This window comes from Achromobacter sp. GW823-FHT04E03 (assembly GCF_058796095.1).
This window is the reverse complement of record NZ_JBXAIJ010000002.1, coordinates 1,676,119-1,689,990: the sequence shown is the minus strand read 5'-3', so window position 1 is coordinate 1,689,990 and position 13,872 is coordinate 1,676,119. Positions and strand designations below refer to the sequence as shown.

The following is a 13,872-nucleotide window of genomic DNA, read 5'->3' as shown; positions in this document are numbered from 1 at the left end:
GCGGGCCTACACAAACAAAAGGAATCTCCATGATCAAGCGTGTCTTCCAGCTGGCCGCCCTCGGCCTGTTCGTATCCGCCTCGGGCGCGCATGCCGCCGCCCCCATCGACAACAGCGCCCTGGACCAGACCGGGTTCCGAGAACACAAGGCGACCTATGGCGTGGTCTACCGTCTGCCACAGGACGTCAACGCCATCCTGGACGCCAAGATCAATGGCACGCTGAAAGCCGACCTGCTCAAGCTGGGCCTTAAGACCGAGGCCGAAACGCCCAACATGCCGCACGTGACGGTGGTGCACATCCACAGCGCCGACCCGCAAACGCCCGCCCGCATGCTCAAGGCCCTGCCCAAGCCGCCGGCCCCGCTGCAGGTCACGCTGAAGAACTTCTATCCCACCGAAGCCGCCAAGGGCGCGGGCCATCCGTGGTGGCTGGACCTGGGCGTGGTCAAGAGCGGCCAGGGCTTCGAGGACATGATGCGCTACAACACCGTCGCCACCGCCGCCCTGGCGCCGCTGCGCGACGGCCCCTTGCCGCGCGTCACCGGCCCGGTCTACGCCAAGATGGGCGACGCCGGGAAAGACCTGGTCAAGACCATGGGCGTGAGCGGCGTGAACATCATGCAGGACGGCAAGGAAGTGCGCGCGCACAATCCGCACACCACCCTGGTCTACAGCATGGCGATGTACGACACGCGCCTGCAGGACGCCATGAAGCAGGAGTCCGACAAGTTCAACGCCGTGCTGCCGGACGGCATCAACACCACCTTCAAGGACGTGTCCATCGTCGAGATCGGCTTCGCCGGCAACGTGGTGCGCGAGATCTACCGCGTCAGCCTGGAAGACGGCTCGGCCATCGACGTGGCGACTGGCAAGAAGGTCGGTTCCTAAGCCGCACTGGCTGCGGGAGCGTCCGCGCGTTCCCGCAGCACCTCGCGGATCTGGCCGCGCAGCCAGGCCTGCAACGGCGACGTATGCAGGCGCCGCGGCCACACCATCACCAGTTCGATCTTGCGCAGGCTGGCAGGCAGTTCCAGCGTCGCCAGCGGGAAATGCCGGCCATGCACCTGCGCCACGCTGGCCGGCATGGTGGTGGCGTAATCAGTGTCCAGCAGCACATAGGGCGTGATGCCGAAGCCGGACAGGTAGGCCGAAAATTCCAGCCGGCTGGCATCCGGCTTAAGCGCGCGGTCGAAGTTGGTTTCCCGGCCATACATGTGCGCGAAGGCGAACCACTTGATGGACGGCAGATCCGCCAGCGCCAGCGCGCGCTTGCCTGCCCAGGGATGCCGCGCCGACACCACGCACACGCGCCGGTCCTTCAGCAGCGTATCGCGATGAAAACGCGCCGGCACCTTGCCGAACAGGCCGATGGCCATGTCCAACCGCTCCGCGTCCAGATCGTCCGGCACGAAGTCTCCGTGCACCGACTGGAAGCGCAGTGTGATGCCTGGCGCGGCGCGGTGCAGACGCTCGATCAGCGGCGCTGCCAGCAGGATCTCGCTATGCGCGCCGGTGCCGATATTGACCACGCCGCTGGCCTTGGCCGGGTCGAAAGCCTCGGCCGGACGCAGCGCCGCTTCGATCTGCGCCAGCGCGTCATGCACCGCCGAATGCAGTTCGAGCGCCCGTTCCGTCGGAATGAATCGGCCCTTCACCACCACCAGCAAGGGATCTTCCAGCCGGCGGCGCAGGCGCGCCAGGTCACGGCTGATGGCGGGCTGCGTCTTATGCAGCAGGGCTGAACTGGCGGTGGCGCTGCGAGTGCGCATCAGGACGTCGAACGTCAGCAGCAGGTTCATGTCCAGCCGGCGCAGATAGGGCAGGGATTGGGCGTCGCTCATGCCGCCCATACTATGCCTGAAATGCATGCATTGAAAATTCCATACCGTTTTCGACATATACAGCTTGCGCAGCCAGCATTGGGCAAGGCGGTCAGCCTTGGCTACAGTCCGCGGCAGATCGGGGCCTTCCGCACCCGACCCGACTTTCCGGAGACTGCCGCAATGATCCCCCTGGGCCTGACCGCCGCGCGCTGGCGCGCTTCCCCCCGCCGCTGGATGGCGGCCGCGCTCACCGGAGCTGCGCTGCTCCTGGGCGCCGCACAGCCGGCCGCTGCGGCGGGCTTTCCCGAACGTCCCGTGACGCTGGTGGTGCCCTTCCCCGCCGGCGGCACGCCCGACATCCTGGCCCGCATCCTCAGCGACAGCCTGGCCAAGCGTCTGGGCCAGCCTCTGATCGTGGAAAACCGCGCCGGCGCCGGCGGCAATATCGGCGCGCAGGCGGTGGCGCGCGCCGCGCCCGACGGCTACACATTGCTGATGTGCGCCTTCGGCTGCACGGTCGCGCCCTCGCTCTACCAGCCCGCTCCCTACGACATCGTCAAGGACTTCGCGCCCGTCGCCATGGTCGGGACGGTGCCCAGCGTGCTGGTCGTCAATCCCAAGGTGCCAGCGCAGACCGTGGCCGAGCTGCTGGCCTACGCCCGCGCCCATCCGGGCAAGCTGAACTCGGCCTCGTCGGGCGTGGGCGGCTCGGCCCACCTGGCCACCGAATTGCTGAAGCTGCGCACCGGCATCGATGTGGCGCACATTCCCTACAAGGGCGCCGGGCAGGTCGCGGCCGACCTGCTGGGCGGCCAGGTCGACATGTATTTCGACAACCTGCCGGCTTCGCTGGCGAACATCCGCGCGGGCAAGCTGCGGGCGCTGGCCGTGGCCAGCGCCAAGCGCGCGCCGGCCATTCCAGACGTGCCGACCTTCGCCGAAGCCGGCGTGGCCGATTTCCTGATCACGCCCTGGTTCGGCATCATGGCGCCGGCCGGCACGCCGGACGCCACGCTGGCCGCGCTGCACCAAGCCTTCAACGACGCCTTGCAGGCGCCGGAGGTCGCCGCCAAGATGCGCGAATTGGGCGTGGAGACTGCCGCCGGGCCGCGCCAGGCGCTGGGCGACTTTGTGGTGGCCGAGACCGCGCGCTGGAAAGACGTGATCCAGGCCAACCGCATCCGGGCCGAATGATGACGGACGAACCCGGCCGCGACGCATCGGACGCGCTCGCGCCGATCCGGCTGCGCGACATGGGCGCCTTCCACGTGGGCGGACGCGAGGTCAGCCTGTCGGGCCTGCCACGGCGCGAGGTGGTGATGGCCGAAGGCGGCCAGCCCGTCGCGCTGGACCCCAACGGCACCTACCGCGTCGAGCAGATGTATGCGCAGTACTTCCTGGCCGAGCCGGCCAGTGGCCGCCCGCCGCTGGCCTTCTGGCATGGCGGCGGCATGACCGGCGCGGCGTGGGAGACCACGCCCGATGGCCGCCAGGGCTGGCTCCATGCCTTCCTGCGCCGCGGCTGGGACGCCTATCTGTGCGATGCCGTGGAACGCGGCCGCTCAGGCTACGCGCCGGTTCCCGAGATCTGGCCGGAAGGCCCCATCGTGCAGGCGCAGGAAGACTGCTACACGCGCTTTCGCATCGGCCGCCCGGGCACGCGCCCCGGCCCCGGCAGCGCCTATGGCAACACGCAGTTCCCGGTGCAAGCCTTCGGCGAGCTGGCCGCGCAGATGGTGCCGCGCTGGGTGCATACCGACGCCGCCGTCCTGCGCGGCTATCTGGCCTTGCTGGAGCGGGTCGGCCGCATGATCGTCATCTGCCATTCGCAGGCGGGCGTATTCGGCATCCGCGCGGCCGCCGCCCGGCCCGATCTGGTGCGCGCCGTGGTGGCGCTGGAGCCGGCCAGCATCCCGCAACTGGACGCCGGCTACCGCACGCCCACGCTGGTCCTCATGGGCGACAACATGGACACGGACCCGCGCTGGCCGCGCATGCGCGAGCGGGTGCGCGATTTCGCGCGGCGGCATCCCTGCGTCACCTTGCTGTCGCTGCCCGAGCTGGGCATCGCCGGCAATTCGCACATGCTGATGATGGACCGCAACAGCCTGGACCTGGCCGCGCGCGTGCACGAGTGGCTGATGGCCCTGCCGCCGGCCTGAAATCCCGCTGCGGACGGAGCCCCGCCTGCTGCCATTTCGTGGCAGCATTATGGATCCTCCATCCCCGCCCGCCCCCATGTCCCGCACCGAACGCCTCCTGGGCCTGATGCAGACCTTGCGCTGCCATCGCCGCCCCGTCAGCGGCCGCCAACTGGCCGCCGACCTGGGCGTCAGCATACGCACGCTCTACCGCGACATCGCCACCCTGCAATCGCAGGGCGCCGAGATCGAGGGCGAACCGGGCGTGGGCTACGTGCTGCGGCCCGGTTTCATGCTGCCGCCGCTGATGTTCAGCACCGAGGAGATCGAGGCACTGGTGCTGGGCACGCGCTGGGTCGCGGACCGGGCCGACCCGCGCCTGGCGCAGGCGGCGAGCAACGCGCTGGCCAAGATCGGCGCGGTGCTGCCGGCGGAAATGCGCGACGGGCTGGATGCGATACCGCTGCTGGTCGGGCCCAGCGCGATGCAGGTGGTGGACCGCGTGGACCTGTCGCTGATCCGCCACGCCATACGCTGCGAACAGAAGATCGACATCACGTACCGCGACGACAAGGGCGCCGATTCCGCGCGGGTGATCTGGCCGTTCGCGCTGGGGTTTTTCGACAGCGTGCGCATCGTCATGGCCTGGTGCGAACTGCGCCAGGACTTCCGCCATTTCCGCACCGATCGCATCGCCACGCTGACGCCCGGTGAGCGTTATCCCAAGCGCCGCCATGCGCTGCTGAAGGAGTGGCGCGCGATCGACCGATCGCCCAAGCAATGCGGATGAAAATGCAGATAAAAGCTACTGCCAAAAACTGACAGCACCCCTGTCTAAGATGAGCGCGTCTACCACCCGGAGCGCATCATGTCAGACACCAATTTCGTGATTTTCTACGTCGAAAAGCCCGCCGCCAGCGCCGCGTTCTACAGCGCCCTGCTGCAGCGTCCGCCCCTCGAAAGCTCCCCCACCTTCGCACTGTTCAGGCTGGATTCCGGCCTGATGCTGGGCCTGTGGTCGCGCTATACCGTGGAGCCGGCCGCTGCCGGCCGCGGCGGCGCGACCGAACTCGCCTTTACCGTTTCGGACGCGCAGGCGCTGGACCGCCGCCACCTGGACTGGAGCCTGCGCGGCCTGCCCATCCTGCAAGCGCCCACCGATATGGATTTCGGTCGCACCTTCGTGGCGCTGGATCCCGACGGCCACCGGCTGCGCGTGTTCGCGCCGGCGCCGCAGGAACAGGCTGCGCAGCAGCCTGCGCCCGCCTTGGCCAGCGCCTGAAGCCCGGCCATGGAATACGGGCCTGAGGCTTGCGCCTCAGGCCCGCGTCTGAACCGGGCGCAGCTATGTCAGGAACGCTGGCCGCGCGGGGTCAGCGCAACGGCTTCGCCGCGCCGACGGAACAGCAGCTGATAAAGCACGGCCAGCACCAGCAGGAAAGGCACACCGAACACCAGCGTCATCTTGAAGACGCTGGTGAAGTAGGTGGTGGCCAGGATCGCCAGCATCGCGCCCGCGCCCAGCAGGGTCAGCACCGGAAAGCCCGGCATGCGGAACGACAGCTTGCCGCCCCCTTCGCGCGCCCAGCGGCGGCGGAAGCAGTAGTGGGTGACGAAGATCATCATCCACGTAAACAGCGCGCCGAACATCGAAATCGCCATCATCAGCGTGAACGAGGTCTCGGGGTACAGCACGTTCAGCACCGCGGCGATGGCAATGCCGCTGGTCGACAGCAGCAGCGCGTTCAGCGGCGTGCCGCTGCGCGTCAGCTTGCCGAACGCGGACGGCGCATGGCCGGCGCGCGACAGGCTGAACATCATGCGCGTGGTGATGTAAAGCTGGCTGTTCATGGCCGACAGCGCCGCCACCAGCACGATGAAGTTGATGACGCCCGCCGCCCCCGGAATCTCCAGCGCCTGCATCACCTTGACGAAGGGACTGCCGCCCTTGCCGGCCTCGTCCCAGGGCACGATGGCCAGGATCAGCGCCAGCGTCAGCAGGTAGAACACCACCAGCCGGACGATGGTGGCGCGGAACGCCTGCTTGACCGCGCGTTCGGGGTCTTCGGCCTCGCCCGCGGCCACCGCAATCATCTCCACGCTGAGGTAGCTGAAGATCGAAATGACCACGGCGATCCACATGCCCCAGACGCCGTTCGGGAAGAACCCGCCGTGCGAGGTGTACAGGGCGGTGCCGTACTGCGGATTGCCCCAGACCACGTAGGCGCCCAGGATGATGAAGGCGACGATGGCGGTGATCTTGATCGTGGAGAACCAGTATTCGACCGTGCCGAAAGTCTTGACGCTCATGGCGTTGATGAAGATCAGCACGGCCGAGAACAGGCAGACCCACTGCCAGCCGGGCACGTCCGGAAACCAGAACTTCATGTACTCGGCCACGGCGGTAACTTCGGTGCCTACCGCCAGCACCACGCAGGACCAGTACGCGTAGCGCACCAGAAACCCCGCCAGCGGGCCGACGTAGTGCTCGGCATAGGCGCCGAAGGAACCCGAGGTGGAATGCGCCACCGTCATTTCCGCCAGGCAGCCCATCAGCAGCAGCGTGATCAGGCCGCCGATGGCGTAGCTGATGATCACGCTGGGTCCGGCAAAGCCGATGGCGAACTTGCTGCCCAGGAACAGGCCCGTGCCGATGGCGCCGCCGATGGCGATCATGCTCATCTGCCCCGACGTCAGCCGCCGCTTCAGGCCCTGCTCGCGTTCGGCGATCTCGCCGAATCCTTTTTGTTGTTGCATTGTCTCCTCCAGGTCCTGCGCTCTCTTTGTGGATGTAGGGCCGGTTTGGCCCGCGCAATGGGGTTGTGTTGCGGCGCTCAGGTCACGGCGGCGCGGTGCTTGAATTCCGGCTTGTCCCAGGAACGCGTGTCCAGCACGTCCTTCAGGATGTCGACGGCGTCCCACACGTCGGCGTAGCCGAAGTACAGCGGCGTCAGGCCGAAGCGCAGCACCTCGGGTTCGCGGTAGTCGCCGATCACGCCGCGCGCGATCAGCGCTTGCATCACCTCGAAGCCGTTGGGATGGCGGAAGCTGACATGGCTGCCGCGGTCGGCGTGCTTGCGCGGCGTCACCAGCGTGAGCGGATGGCCGGCGCAACGCTCTTCGACCAGCGCGATGAACAGGTCGCCCAGCGCCAGGGATTTCTTGCGCACCTCGGCCATGTCGGCGGCGTGCGCCACGTCCAGGCCGCATTCCACCAGCGACAGCGACACGATGGGCTGGGTGCCGCACAGGTAGCGGCGCACGCCGCCGGCCGGCTCGTAGGCCACGGTCATATCGAATGGCCGCGTGTGGCCCCACCAGCCGGATAGCGGCTGCCAGAAGTCCTTGGTGTGGCGCGGCGCCACCCAGATGAAGGCGGGCGAACCGGGGCCGCCGTTCAGGTACTTATAGGTGCAGCCCACGGCGAAGTCGGCGTCGGCGCCGTTCAGGTCCACCGGCACCGCGCCCGCGGCGTGCGCCAGGTCCCAGATCGCCAGCGCGCCGCGCTCGTGCGCCAGCGCGGTCACGGCGGCCATGTCGTGCATCTGGCCGCTGCGGTAATTCACGTGCGACAGCAGCATCACCGCCACGGACTCGTCCAGCGCCTTTTCCAGCGGCAGTTCATCGTCGATCAGGCGCATTTCATAGCCCTGCTGCAGCAGGTCGATCATGCCCTGGATCATGTAGAGATCGGTGGGGAAGTTGTCGCGTTCGGACAGGATGACGCGGCGCTTGGGGTGCTGGTGCTGCTGGATGCGCAGGGCGGCGGCCAGCGCCTTGAAGATGTTCAGCGAGGTCGTGTCGGTCACGACCAGTTCGCCTTCGCGCGCGCCCAGCAGGCGGCCCAGCTTGTCGCCCAGGCGGGTGGGCAGTTCGAACCAGCCCGCGGTATTCCAGCTGCGGATCAGGCCCGCGCCCCATTCCTGGCCGATCACGGCGGCAGCACGGCCGGCGGCCTCCTTGGGCAGCACGCCCAGGGAGTTGCCGTCCATGTAGAGGACGCCGGGCGGCAGGTCGAAACGGTCCTTCAGGGGCGCCAGGGGGTCCTGGCGGTCGGCATTTACGCAGGCTTCACGGGTGTTCATTTTGTGCTCCGGGGGGCTATATTCTGGATACATACTATCAGCGCGATCAGGCTGATAAATTGCAAATTCAGGCGCGGATTACCCTAGGTTTCCGCATTGAATTGCACATAATCAACTTTTTTGGAATTTGATTGCACCATGCAGATCGACGCCATAGACCAGCGCATTCTTTACCGGCTGCAAGAGAACGGCCACCTCAGCAACCAGGACCTGGCCGAGCAGGTGGCGCTGTCGCCCTCGGCCTGCCTGCGGCGGGTGCGCGCGCTGGAAGAAAGCGGACTGATCCGCAACTATCGCGCCGTGCTGGACGCCGAAAAACTGGGTTTCGAGCTGGAGGCCATCGTCCACGTGTCGCTGGACCAGTCGCGTCCGGGCTGGCATGAAGAATTCCTGGCCGGCATCGCCCTGCATGACGAGATCACCGAGGCCAGCATCGTGACTGGCGCCTCCAACTACATCCTGACGGTGTGCACGCGCAACCTGAAGGCGTTCTCGCAGTTCGTCGAAGACAAGCTCAGCAAGATCCCGGGCGTGCGGAACCTGTCCTCGCATATCGTCATGCGCAAAGTGAAGAACCGCGGCGGCATGCTGCCGCTGGCAAGCTGGCGCTAGCGGCCCGCTGAAGCCCCGCTCAGGCCGGGCTCAGCCGCAGGAAGCCGAACACCGTCACGAAGTGGCAGGCGGTGCCGCCCATGACGAACAGGTGCCAGATGCCATGGGCATGCGGCCAGCGCTGGTCGTTGGCGTAGAACAGCGTGCCGGCGGTGTAGACCGCCGCGCCCGCCAGCAGCCAGGCCAGTCCGGCCGCGGACAAGGCGCCCGCGATCGGCGCGGCGAACATCACGCCCAGCCAGCCCATCGCCAGATACAACGGCAGGGCCGGCGCCGCGCCGCGCGCCCACCACAGCTCGCGGCTGATGCCCACCGCCGCCAACAGCCAGATCGCCACGCCCATGGCCGCGCCCCAGCCGTGCTCCACCGGCCCGTAGGCCAGCGGCGTGTAGGTGCCGGCGATAAGCAGGTAGATCGCGCAATGGTCGGCCTTGGCCCACCAGGCCTTGCGGCGGCCGCGCGAGCAATGGAACAGCACCGACGAGGCATAGACGGCGATCATCGAAGCGGCGAACACGGCGCAGGCGATGACCTGCCGCGTATCCACCTTGAGTTCCGCGGCGCGGGCGATCAGGGCGCCCGATGCGGCCACCGCCAGCGCCAGGCCGGCCAGGTGCGTCGCGCCGTTGAATCGTTCGCCCTTGTACATGCACGCCCTCCGCCAGCCGGCCACGCGCCGGCGCCATCCATGATGGCGCCCTTGTGTGACAGGCCGAGGTCAGGACACGCGGCCATCAGGAAACGAAGTCCACCGCCGCCGGATAGCCCTCCAGCGCGCGCGCCGACAGGATGGCGCGCTGCACCGCGATCGCCATCGCCTCGGCCGCCATCACGCCCAGCAGCATGACGTTGCCTGGCTTGCCGGACGTGCCCGTGCCCAGCGCAAAGATGGTGTCGCCATCCAGCATGGTGTGGATGGGATTGATGGTGCGTGCCAGGCCATCGTGCGCCATGCCGGCGATCTTCTGCGCCTGCGCCTTGGTGAGCTTGGCGTCGGTGGCGACCAGTCCTATGGTGGTGGCGGTGCCCGGGCGCATGGACTTGGGCAGGTCGCCCGCCAGGATCGCCGCGCGGGTATCCAGCAACATCTTGCCGTCGGCGGTGCGCGCGCCAGCCAGGACGCGCCCGGTGGCCGGGTCCACCACGTCGCCCACCGCATTGACCGCGACGATGGCGCCCACCGTCACGCCCGCCACGGTCAGCGAGGCGCTGCCGATGCCGCCCTTCATGGCGCGCTTGGGACCGTACAGCTTGCCCACCGTCGCGCCCGCCCCCGCGCCCACGTTGCCTTCCTGCGGCGCGGCGTCCGTGGCCGACTTGCAGGCCTGGTAGCCCGCGGCCGCGTCAGGCCGGATCGAGGCGTCGCCCACGCCCAGGTCGAACAGGATGGCCGAAGGCACGATGGGCACGTGCGCCACGCCCACGTCGAAGCCGATCTTCTTTTCCTCCAGATAGCGCATGACGCCCGAGGCCGCATCCAGGCCGAAGGCGCTGCCGCCGGACAGCACCACGGCATGCACTTTCTCCACCATGTTGACGGGATTGAGCAGGTCGGTCTCGCGCGTGCCCGGCGCCGCGCCGCGCACGTCGACCCCGGCGGTCGCGCCGGCCTCGGCGATGATGACCGTACAGCCCGTGGGCCGGCGCGTATCGGTGTAGTGCCCCACCCGCAAGCCCGCCACCTGCGTGATGCTGCCGCTGCCCGGCATCAGCCGCGTACCGTCCGCGGCCTGGGCAGGCATTGCACTTGCTGCTGCCGCGCCGGCGGCCGCCATCATGAAAGCCCGCCTGTTCCATTGCTGTTCCACACCGATCTCCACTGAAGTCCTGCCTGGATGGACCCCGGCGGCACGCGCCGGAGCAAGGGTATCGCCATATGACTTGCCGCTATATTTTTACTATTCCTTATGCTTTGTGGAAAAATAGACGCGTTGTTAGAGTGCGGCTACGCCGGAGGGCATTGCAGGCACGGATGCTCTCCACCCGAGATATCTGCCATCCGTGGAGCACCGCCATGAAACTCTTCCGTACGCTGTTCGTCGCCGGCCTCGTCCAGGTCGCCGCGTTGTCCGCGGCCCATGCCCAATCCGGACTGGACCAGATCAAATCCGCCGGCGTGTTCAAGATCGGCACCGAAGGCACCTACGCCCCCTTCACTTTCCATGACGCATCCGGCCAGCTTACCGGGTTTGACGTGGACATCGGCCGCGCCATCGCCGAACGCCTGGGCGTCAAGGCGCAATTCGTCGAAGGCAAATGGGACGGCCTGATCGCCGGCCTGGACGCCAAGCGCTACGACGCGGTGATCAACCAGGTCGGCATCACCGACGCGCGCCGCGCCAAGTACGACTTCTCGGATCCCTACATCTCGTCGGCCGCCGTGCTGATCGTGCGCGACGACAACACCAGCATCAAATCCTTCGACGACCTGAAGGGCAAGAAGTCCGCCAACACGCTGACCAGCAACTTCGGCAAGCTGGCGCAACAGCATGGCGCGGAAGTGATTGCTGTGCAGGGCTTCAACGAAGCCATCGACCTGCTGACCTCGGGCCGCGTCGAAGCCACGGTGAACGACAACCTGTCGTTCCTGGACTTCAAGAAGCAGAAGCCCAATGCCAAGGTAAAGATTGCCGCCACCGACAAGACCGCCGAGTTCAGCAATTCGGGCGTGCTGATCCGCAAGGGCAACCCCGAACTGCAGGCCGCCATCAACAAGGCGCTGGCCGACATCAAGGCGGACGGCACCTACAAGACCATCTCGGTCAAGTATTTCGGCACGGACCTGTCGGCGCAATAAGCGAGCGGAGCGCACATGACGCTACCCCCCTGGCTGCAATCCGTCCTGCCCGACTGGCTGCTGGCGCAACTCGGCAACTGGGCGGTGCCGGCCTGGGTGCAGTTGATGCTGGACTCGTTCTGGCCGCTGCTGCACGCGGGGCTGGTGTTCACGGTGCCGCTGACGCTGATGTCGTTCGCGCTGGGCCTGGCGCTGGCCTTCGTGGTGGCGCTGATCCGGCTGTTCGGCCCGGCGCCGCTGGTGGCCGTGGTGCGCTTCTACGTCTGGCTAATCCGCGGCACGCCGCTGCTGGTGCAGCTGTTCGTGATCTTCTACGGCCTGCCCAGCGTCGGCATCGTGCTGGATCCGCTGCCGGCCGCGCTGATCGGCTTCACCCTCAACGTGGGCGCGTACAACTCGGAAGTGATCCGCGGCGCCATCGAGTCCATCACCAAGGGCCAGTGGGAAGCGGCCTACTCGCTGAGCATGACGCGGGCGCAGGCGCTGCGCCGGACCATCCTGCCGCAAGCGGCGCGGGTAGCCGTGCCGCCCCTGTCCAACTCCTTCATCGCGCTGGTCAAGGACACCTCACTGGCGGCGGTGCTGACGGTGCCCGAGATCTTCCAGGCGGCGCAACGCATTGCCGCCGTCACCTATGAACCGCTGATCCTGTACACCGAGGCGGCGCTGATCTACCTGGTGTTCAGTTCCGTCCTGTCCGCCGCGCAGGTGCGCCTGGAACGGCGTTTCGGCCAGCACGCGGTCTTTACCGAGAAAACCCGATGATCCGCCTGGAAAAGATAGAAAAGGCGTTCGGCGGCAATCCCGTGCTCAAGCAGGTGGACGTGAGCATCGCCGAAGGCAGCGTCACCGCCCTGATCGGCCCGTCCGGCAGCGGCAAGAGCACCTTGCTGCGCTGCGTGAACCTGCTGGAAGTGCCGGACCGCGGCACACTGGAGATCGGCCCGGAAACAGTGCATTTCGAACCCGGCCACAAGCTCTCGCGCGATCAGGTCCAGCGCGTGCGCAAGCAGACCGGCATGGTATTCCAGAACTTCCAGCTGTTCCCGCATCAGACCGTGATCGGCAATGTCATGGAAGGCCTGCTGACCGTGCAGAAGTGGCCGCAGGACCGCGCGCGCGCCCGCGCCGAGGAACTGCTGCGCAAGGTCGGCATGCTGGAAAAGCGCGACGCCTGGCCCGCCAACCTGTCGGGCGGACAGCAGCAGCGCGTGGCCATCGCCCGCGCGCTGGCGCCCGCGCCGCGCGTGCTGCTGTGCGACGAACCGACCTCGGCGCTGGATCCGGGCCTGGCCGCCGAAGTGGTGGACGTGCTGCGCCAGCTCGCCGCCGAAGGCATGACCATGCTGATGGCCACCCACGACCTGCGGCTGGCGGCCAGCGTGTCGCGCGAGGTGGTATTCCTGCTGGACGGCACAGTGGTCGAATCCGGCGATTCGCGCACGCTGTTCAGCCAGCCGGCCGACCCGCGCACGGCGGCGTTCATCTCGACGTTGACGCAGGAAGCCGCGCTGTAGATCAGGCTACTTCGGCGGCAGAGACCCCGCCGGATCGACCGCCTGGCCGTCATAGCGCAGCTCGAAATACAGCCCGACCTGCTTGCTGTCGCTATTGCCCATTTCAGCGATCTTCTGCCCCTGGCTGACGCGCTGTCCTTCCTTGACCAGCAGCTTGCTGTTGTGGGCGTAGATGCTCAGGAAGCTGGCGTTGTGCTTGACGATGACCAGGTGGCCATAGCCGCGCAGGCCGCTGCCGGAATAGGCCACCGTGCCCGGTGCCGCGGCCACCACCGGCGTGCCGGAGGAATTGCTGATGACGATGCCGTTGGAACCCGATCCGTCGTAGCCGCGCGTGACCTTGCCCTGGGCGGGCCAGACCAGCGAGATTGCGCCCGGCGGCGCGGTGCGGCGCTTGGCGGTCGAGGTCGACGACTTGGGCGAAGGCGCAGGCTTGCCGCGCGCCTTGCTGGGCGCGGTGGACGTGCTGGCCTGCCCGGCCGGCGGCTCGACCCGCAGCAATTGTCCGACTTCGATGGAATTGGAATTCGACAGCTTGTTCCAGCGCACCAGATTGCTCACGCTGGTGCCCTGCTTGCGCGCGATCTGGGTCAGCGTGTCGCCCGATTGCACGCGGTAGTAGCCGGGCTGGACCTTGGTGGTGCCGCAGGCGGACAGCAGGGCCAGCAGCGCCACGGCCAGCACGCACATCCACAGGCGGAAGGACGGCCTGCCCTGGCGGACGACGGCGGGCAACGTGGGAAGAGGCAGGGTCTGGGCGGACGAGGAAAGCACTGAAACCTGGGGCACTGAGTGGGATGTCGGGGATTTGAGTGCGTTCAAGGGTACCAAGATTTTGGCGCGCCATGGGCGCTGGCGTCAGATGCTTGCGCCCGTCGCGCGGGATAGAATGCCG

15 protein-coding genes are annotated in these 13,872 nt (G+C 67.5%); 9 read left to right on the top strand and 6 right to left on the bottom strand.

Annotation, left to right across the window (positions count from 1 at the left end; translation table 11 throughout):
• Positions 1–29 precede the first annotated feature (29 nt).
• The gene (locus AC1RHV_RS19065) at positions 30–890 is read left to right on the top strand and encodes a hypothetical protein (RefSeq protein ID WP_119451777.1); all 861 of its coding nucleotides are present in this window, start codon (positions 30–32) and stop codon (positions 888–890) included.
• Here the strand turns inward: AC1RHV_RS19065 and AC1RHV_RS19060 are convergent.
• A complete protein-coding gene (locus tag AC1RHV_RS19060) occupies positions 887–1,843 on the bottom strand; it encodes a LysR family transcriptional regulator (protein WP_492301679.1) in 957 nt (318 codons plus the stop codon). The two genes, AC1RHV_RS19065 and AC1RHV_RS19060, sit on opposite strands and share 4 nt — an antisense overlap.
• Before the next feature lie 162 nt (positions 1,844–2,005).
• Between AC1RHV_RS19060 and AC1RHV_RS19055 the strand changes: the two genes are divergently transcribed.
• The 4 genes from AC1RHV_RS19055 (at position 2,006) to AC1RHV_RS19040 (ending at position 5,248) form a co-directional block, all read left to right on the top strand.
• Positions 2,006–3,019 (top strand): tripartite tricarboxylate transporter substrate binding protein, encoded by a 1,014-nt coding sequence (locus AC1RHV_RS19055; RefSeq protein ID WP_119451776.1) that lies wholly within the window; start codon positions 2,006–2,008, stop codon positions 3,017–3,019.
• Positions 3,016–3,987 (top strand): alpha/beta hydrolase, encoded by a 972-nt coding sequence (locus AC1RHV_RS19050; protein WP_156337326.1) that lies wholly within the window; start codon positions 3,016–3,018, stop codon positions 3,985–3,987. Before AC1RHV_RS19055 ends, AC1RHV_RS19050 begins: the two co-directional genes overlap by 4 nt.
• Positions 3,988–4,063: 76 nt before the next feature.
• Positions 4,064–4,756 carry a helix-turn-helix transcriptional regulator gene (locus tag AC1RHV_RS19045; RefSeq protein ID WP_054451644.1) on the top strand — a complete coding sequence of 231 codons (693 nt, stop codon included), beginning with the start codon at positions 4,064–4,066 and terminating at the stop codon, positions 4,754–4,756.
• A gap of 78 nt (positions 4,757–4,834) precedes the next feature.
• On the top strand, positions 4,835–5,248 hold the full coding sequence (locus tag AC1RHV_RS19040; protein WP_054451645.1) for a VOC family protein: 414 nt from the start codon (positions 4,835–4,837) through the stop codon (positions 5,246–5,248).
• Between the two features lie 68 nt (positions 5,249–5,316).
• On the opposite strand, the gene AC1RHV_RS19035 is transcribed toward AC1RHV_RS19040, so the two are convergent.
• On the bottom strand, positions 5,317–6,723 hold the full coding sequence (locus AC1RHV_RS19035; protein ID WP_492301676.1) for an amino acid permease: 1,407 nt from the start codon (positions 6,721–6,723) through the stop codon (positions 5,317–5,319).
• Between the two features lie 77 nt (positions 6,724–6,800).
• Complete coding sequence (gene kynU, locus AC1RHV_RS19030) at positions 6,801–8,051, bottom strand: kynureninase (protein WP_054451647.1); 1,251 nt, start codon at positions 8,049–8,051, stop codon at positions 6,801–6,803.
• A gap of 138 nt (positions 8,052–8,189) precedes the next feature.
• Here kynU and AC1RHV_RS19025 point away from each other — a divergent pair, with 138 nt between their 5' ends.
• Positions 8,190–8,663: an Lrp/AsnC family transcriptional regulator gene (locus tag AC1RHV_RS19025; protein ID WP_054452258.1), complete on the top strand. Its 474-nt coding sequence runs from the start codon at positions 8,190–8,192 to the stop codon at positions 8,661–8,663.
• Positions 8,664–8,682: 19 nt separating this feature from the next.
• Here AC1RHV_RS19025 and trhA read toward each other — a convergent pair whose 3' ends face one another.
• Positions 8,683–9,312, bottom strand: a complete 630-nt coding sequence (trhA, locus tag AC1RHV_RS19020) for a PAQR family membrane homeostasis protein TrhA (RefSeq protein ID WP_054451648.1) — start codon at positions 9,310–9,312, stop codon at positions 8,683–8,685.
• 85 nt (positions 9,313–9,397) lie between these two features.
• On the bottom strand, positions 9,398–10,483 hold the full coding sequence (locus tag AC1RHV_RS19015) for a P1 family peptidase (RefSeq protein ID WP_217472147.1): 1,086 nt from the start codon (positions 10,481–10,483) through the stop codon (positions 9,398–9,400).
• Between the two features lie 194 nt (positions 10,484–10,677).
• Here AC1RHV_RS19015 and AC1RHV_RS19010 point away from each other — a divergent pair, with 194 nt between their 5' ends.
• The 3 genes from AC1RHV_RS19010 to AC1RHV_RS19000 all read left to right on the top strand — a co-directional run bounded on the left by AC1RHV_RS19010 (position 10,678) and on the right by AC1RHV_RS19000 (position 12,977).
• The gene (locus AC1RHV_RS19010; RefSeq protein WP_013395870.1) at positions 10,678–11,460 is read left to right on the top strand and encodes an amino acid ABC transporter substrate-binding protein; all 783 of its coding nucleotides are present in this window, start codon (positions 10,678–10,680) and stop codon (positions 11,458–11,460) included.
• Between the two features lie 84 nt (positions 11,461–11,544).
• A complete protein-coding gene (locus AC1RHV_RS19005) occupies positions 11,545–12,225 on the top strand; it encodes an ABC transporter permease subunit (RefSeq protein WP_346546823.1) in 681 nt (226 codons plus the stop codon).
• Positions 12,222–12,977: an amino acid ABC transporter ATP-binding protein gene (locus AC1RHV_RS19000; RefSeq protein ID WP_054451650.1), complete on the top strand. Its 756-nt coding sequence runs from the start codon at positions 12,222–12,224 to the stop codon at positions 12,975–12,977. The genes AC1RHV_RS19005 and AC1RHV_RS19000 overlap by 4 nt, the downstream gene beginning before the upstream one ends.
• A 6-nt stretch (positions 12,978–12,983) precedes the next feature.
• On the opposite strand, the gene AC1RHV_RS18995 is transcribed toward AC1RHV_RS19000, so the two are convergent.
• Complete coding sequence (locus AC1RHV_RS18995; protein WP_054451651.1) at positions 12,984–13,667, bottom strand: murein hydrolase activator EnvC family protein; 684 nt, start codon at positions 13,665–13,667, stop codon at positions 12,984–12,986.
• Positions 13,668–13,872 lie beyond the last annotated feature (205 nt).

Excerpts from the sequence above, each read along its gene's own strand:
- AC1RHV_RS19045 (WP_054451644.1), top strand. The coding sequence starts at position 4,064 with ATGTCCCGCACCGAACGCCTCCTGGGCCTGATGCAGACCTTGCGCTGC.
- AC1RHV_RS19040 (WP_054451645.1), top strand. The coding sequence starts at position 4,835 with ATGTCAGACACCAATTTCGTGATTTTCTACGTCGAAAAGCCCGCCGCC.
- AC1RHV_RS19000 (WP_054451650.1), top strand. The coding sequence starts at position 12,222 with ATGATCCGCCTGGAAAAGATAGAAAAGGCGTTCGGCGGCAATCCCGTG.
- AC1RHV_RS19035 (WP_492301676.1), bottom strand. The coding sequence starts at position 6,723 with ATGCAACAACAAAAAGGATTCGGCGAGATCGCCGAACGCGAGCAGGGC.
- trhA (WP_054451648.1), bottom strand. The coding sequence starts at position 9,312 with ATGTACAAGGGCGAACGATTCAACGGCGCGACGCACCTGGCCGGCCTG.
- AC1RHV_RS19060 (WP_492301679.1), bottom strand. The coding sequence starts at position 1,843 with ATGAGCGACGCCCAATCCCTGCCCTATCTGCGCCGGCTGGACATGAAC.
- AC1RHV_RS19050 (WP_156337326.1), top strand. The coding sequence starts at position 3,016 with ATGATGACGGACGAACCCGGCCGCGACGCATCGGACGCGCTCGCGCCG.
- kynU (WP_054451647.1), bottom strand. The coding sequence starts at position 8,051 with ATGAACACCCGTGAAGCCTGCGTAAATGCCGACCGCCAGGACCCCCTG.
- AC1RHV_RS19025 (WP_054452258.1), top strand. The coding sequence starts at position 8,190 with ATGCAGATCGACGCCATAGACCAGCGCATTCTTTACCGGCTGCAAGAG.
- AC1RHV_RS18995 (WP_054451651.1), bottom strand. The coding sequence starts at position 13,667 with ATGTGCGTGCTGGCCGTGGCGCTGCTGGCCCTGCTGTCCGCCTGCGGC.
- AC1RHV_RS19055 (WP_119451776.1), top strand. The coding sequence starts at position 2,006 with ATGATCCCCCTGGGCCTGACCGCCGCGCGCTGGCGCGCTTCCCCCCGC.
- AC1RHV_RS19010 (WP_013395870.1), top strand. The coding sequence starts at position 10,678 with ATGAAACTCTTCCGTACGCTGTTCGTCGCCGGCCTCGTCCAGGTCGCC.
- AC1RHV_RS19065 (WP_119451777.1), top strand. The coding sequence starts at position 30 with ATGATCAAGCGTGTCTTCCAGCTGGCCGCCCTCGGCCTGTTCGTATCC.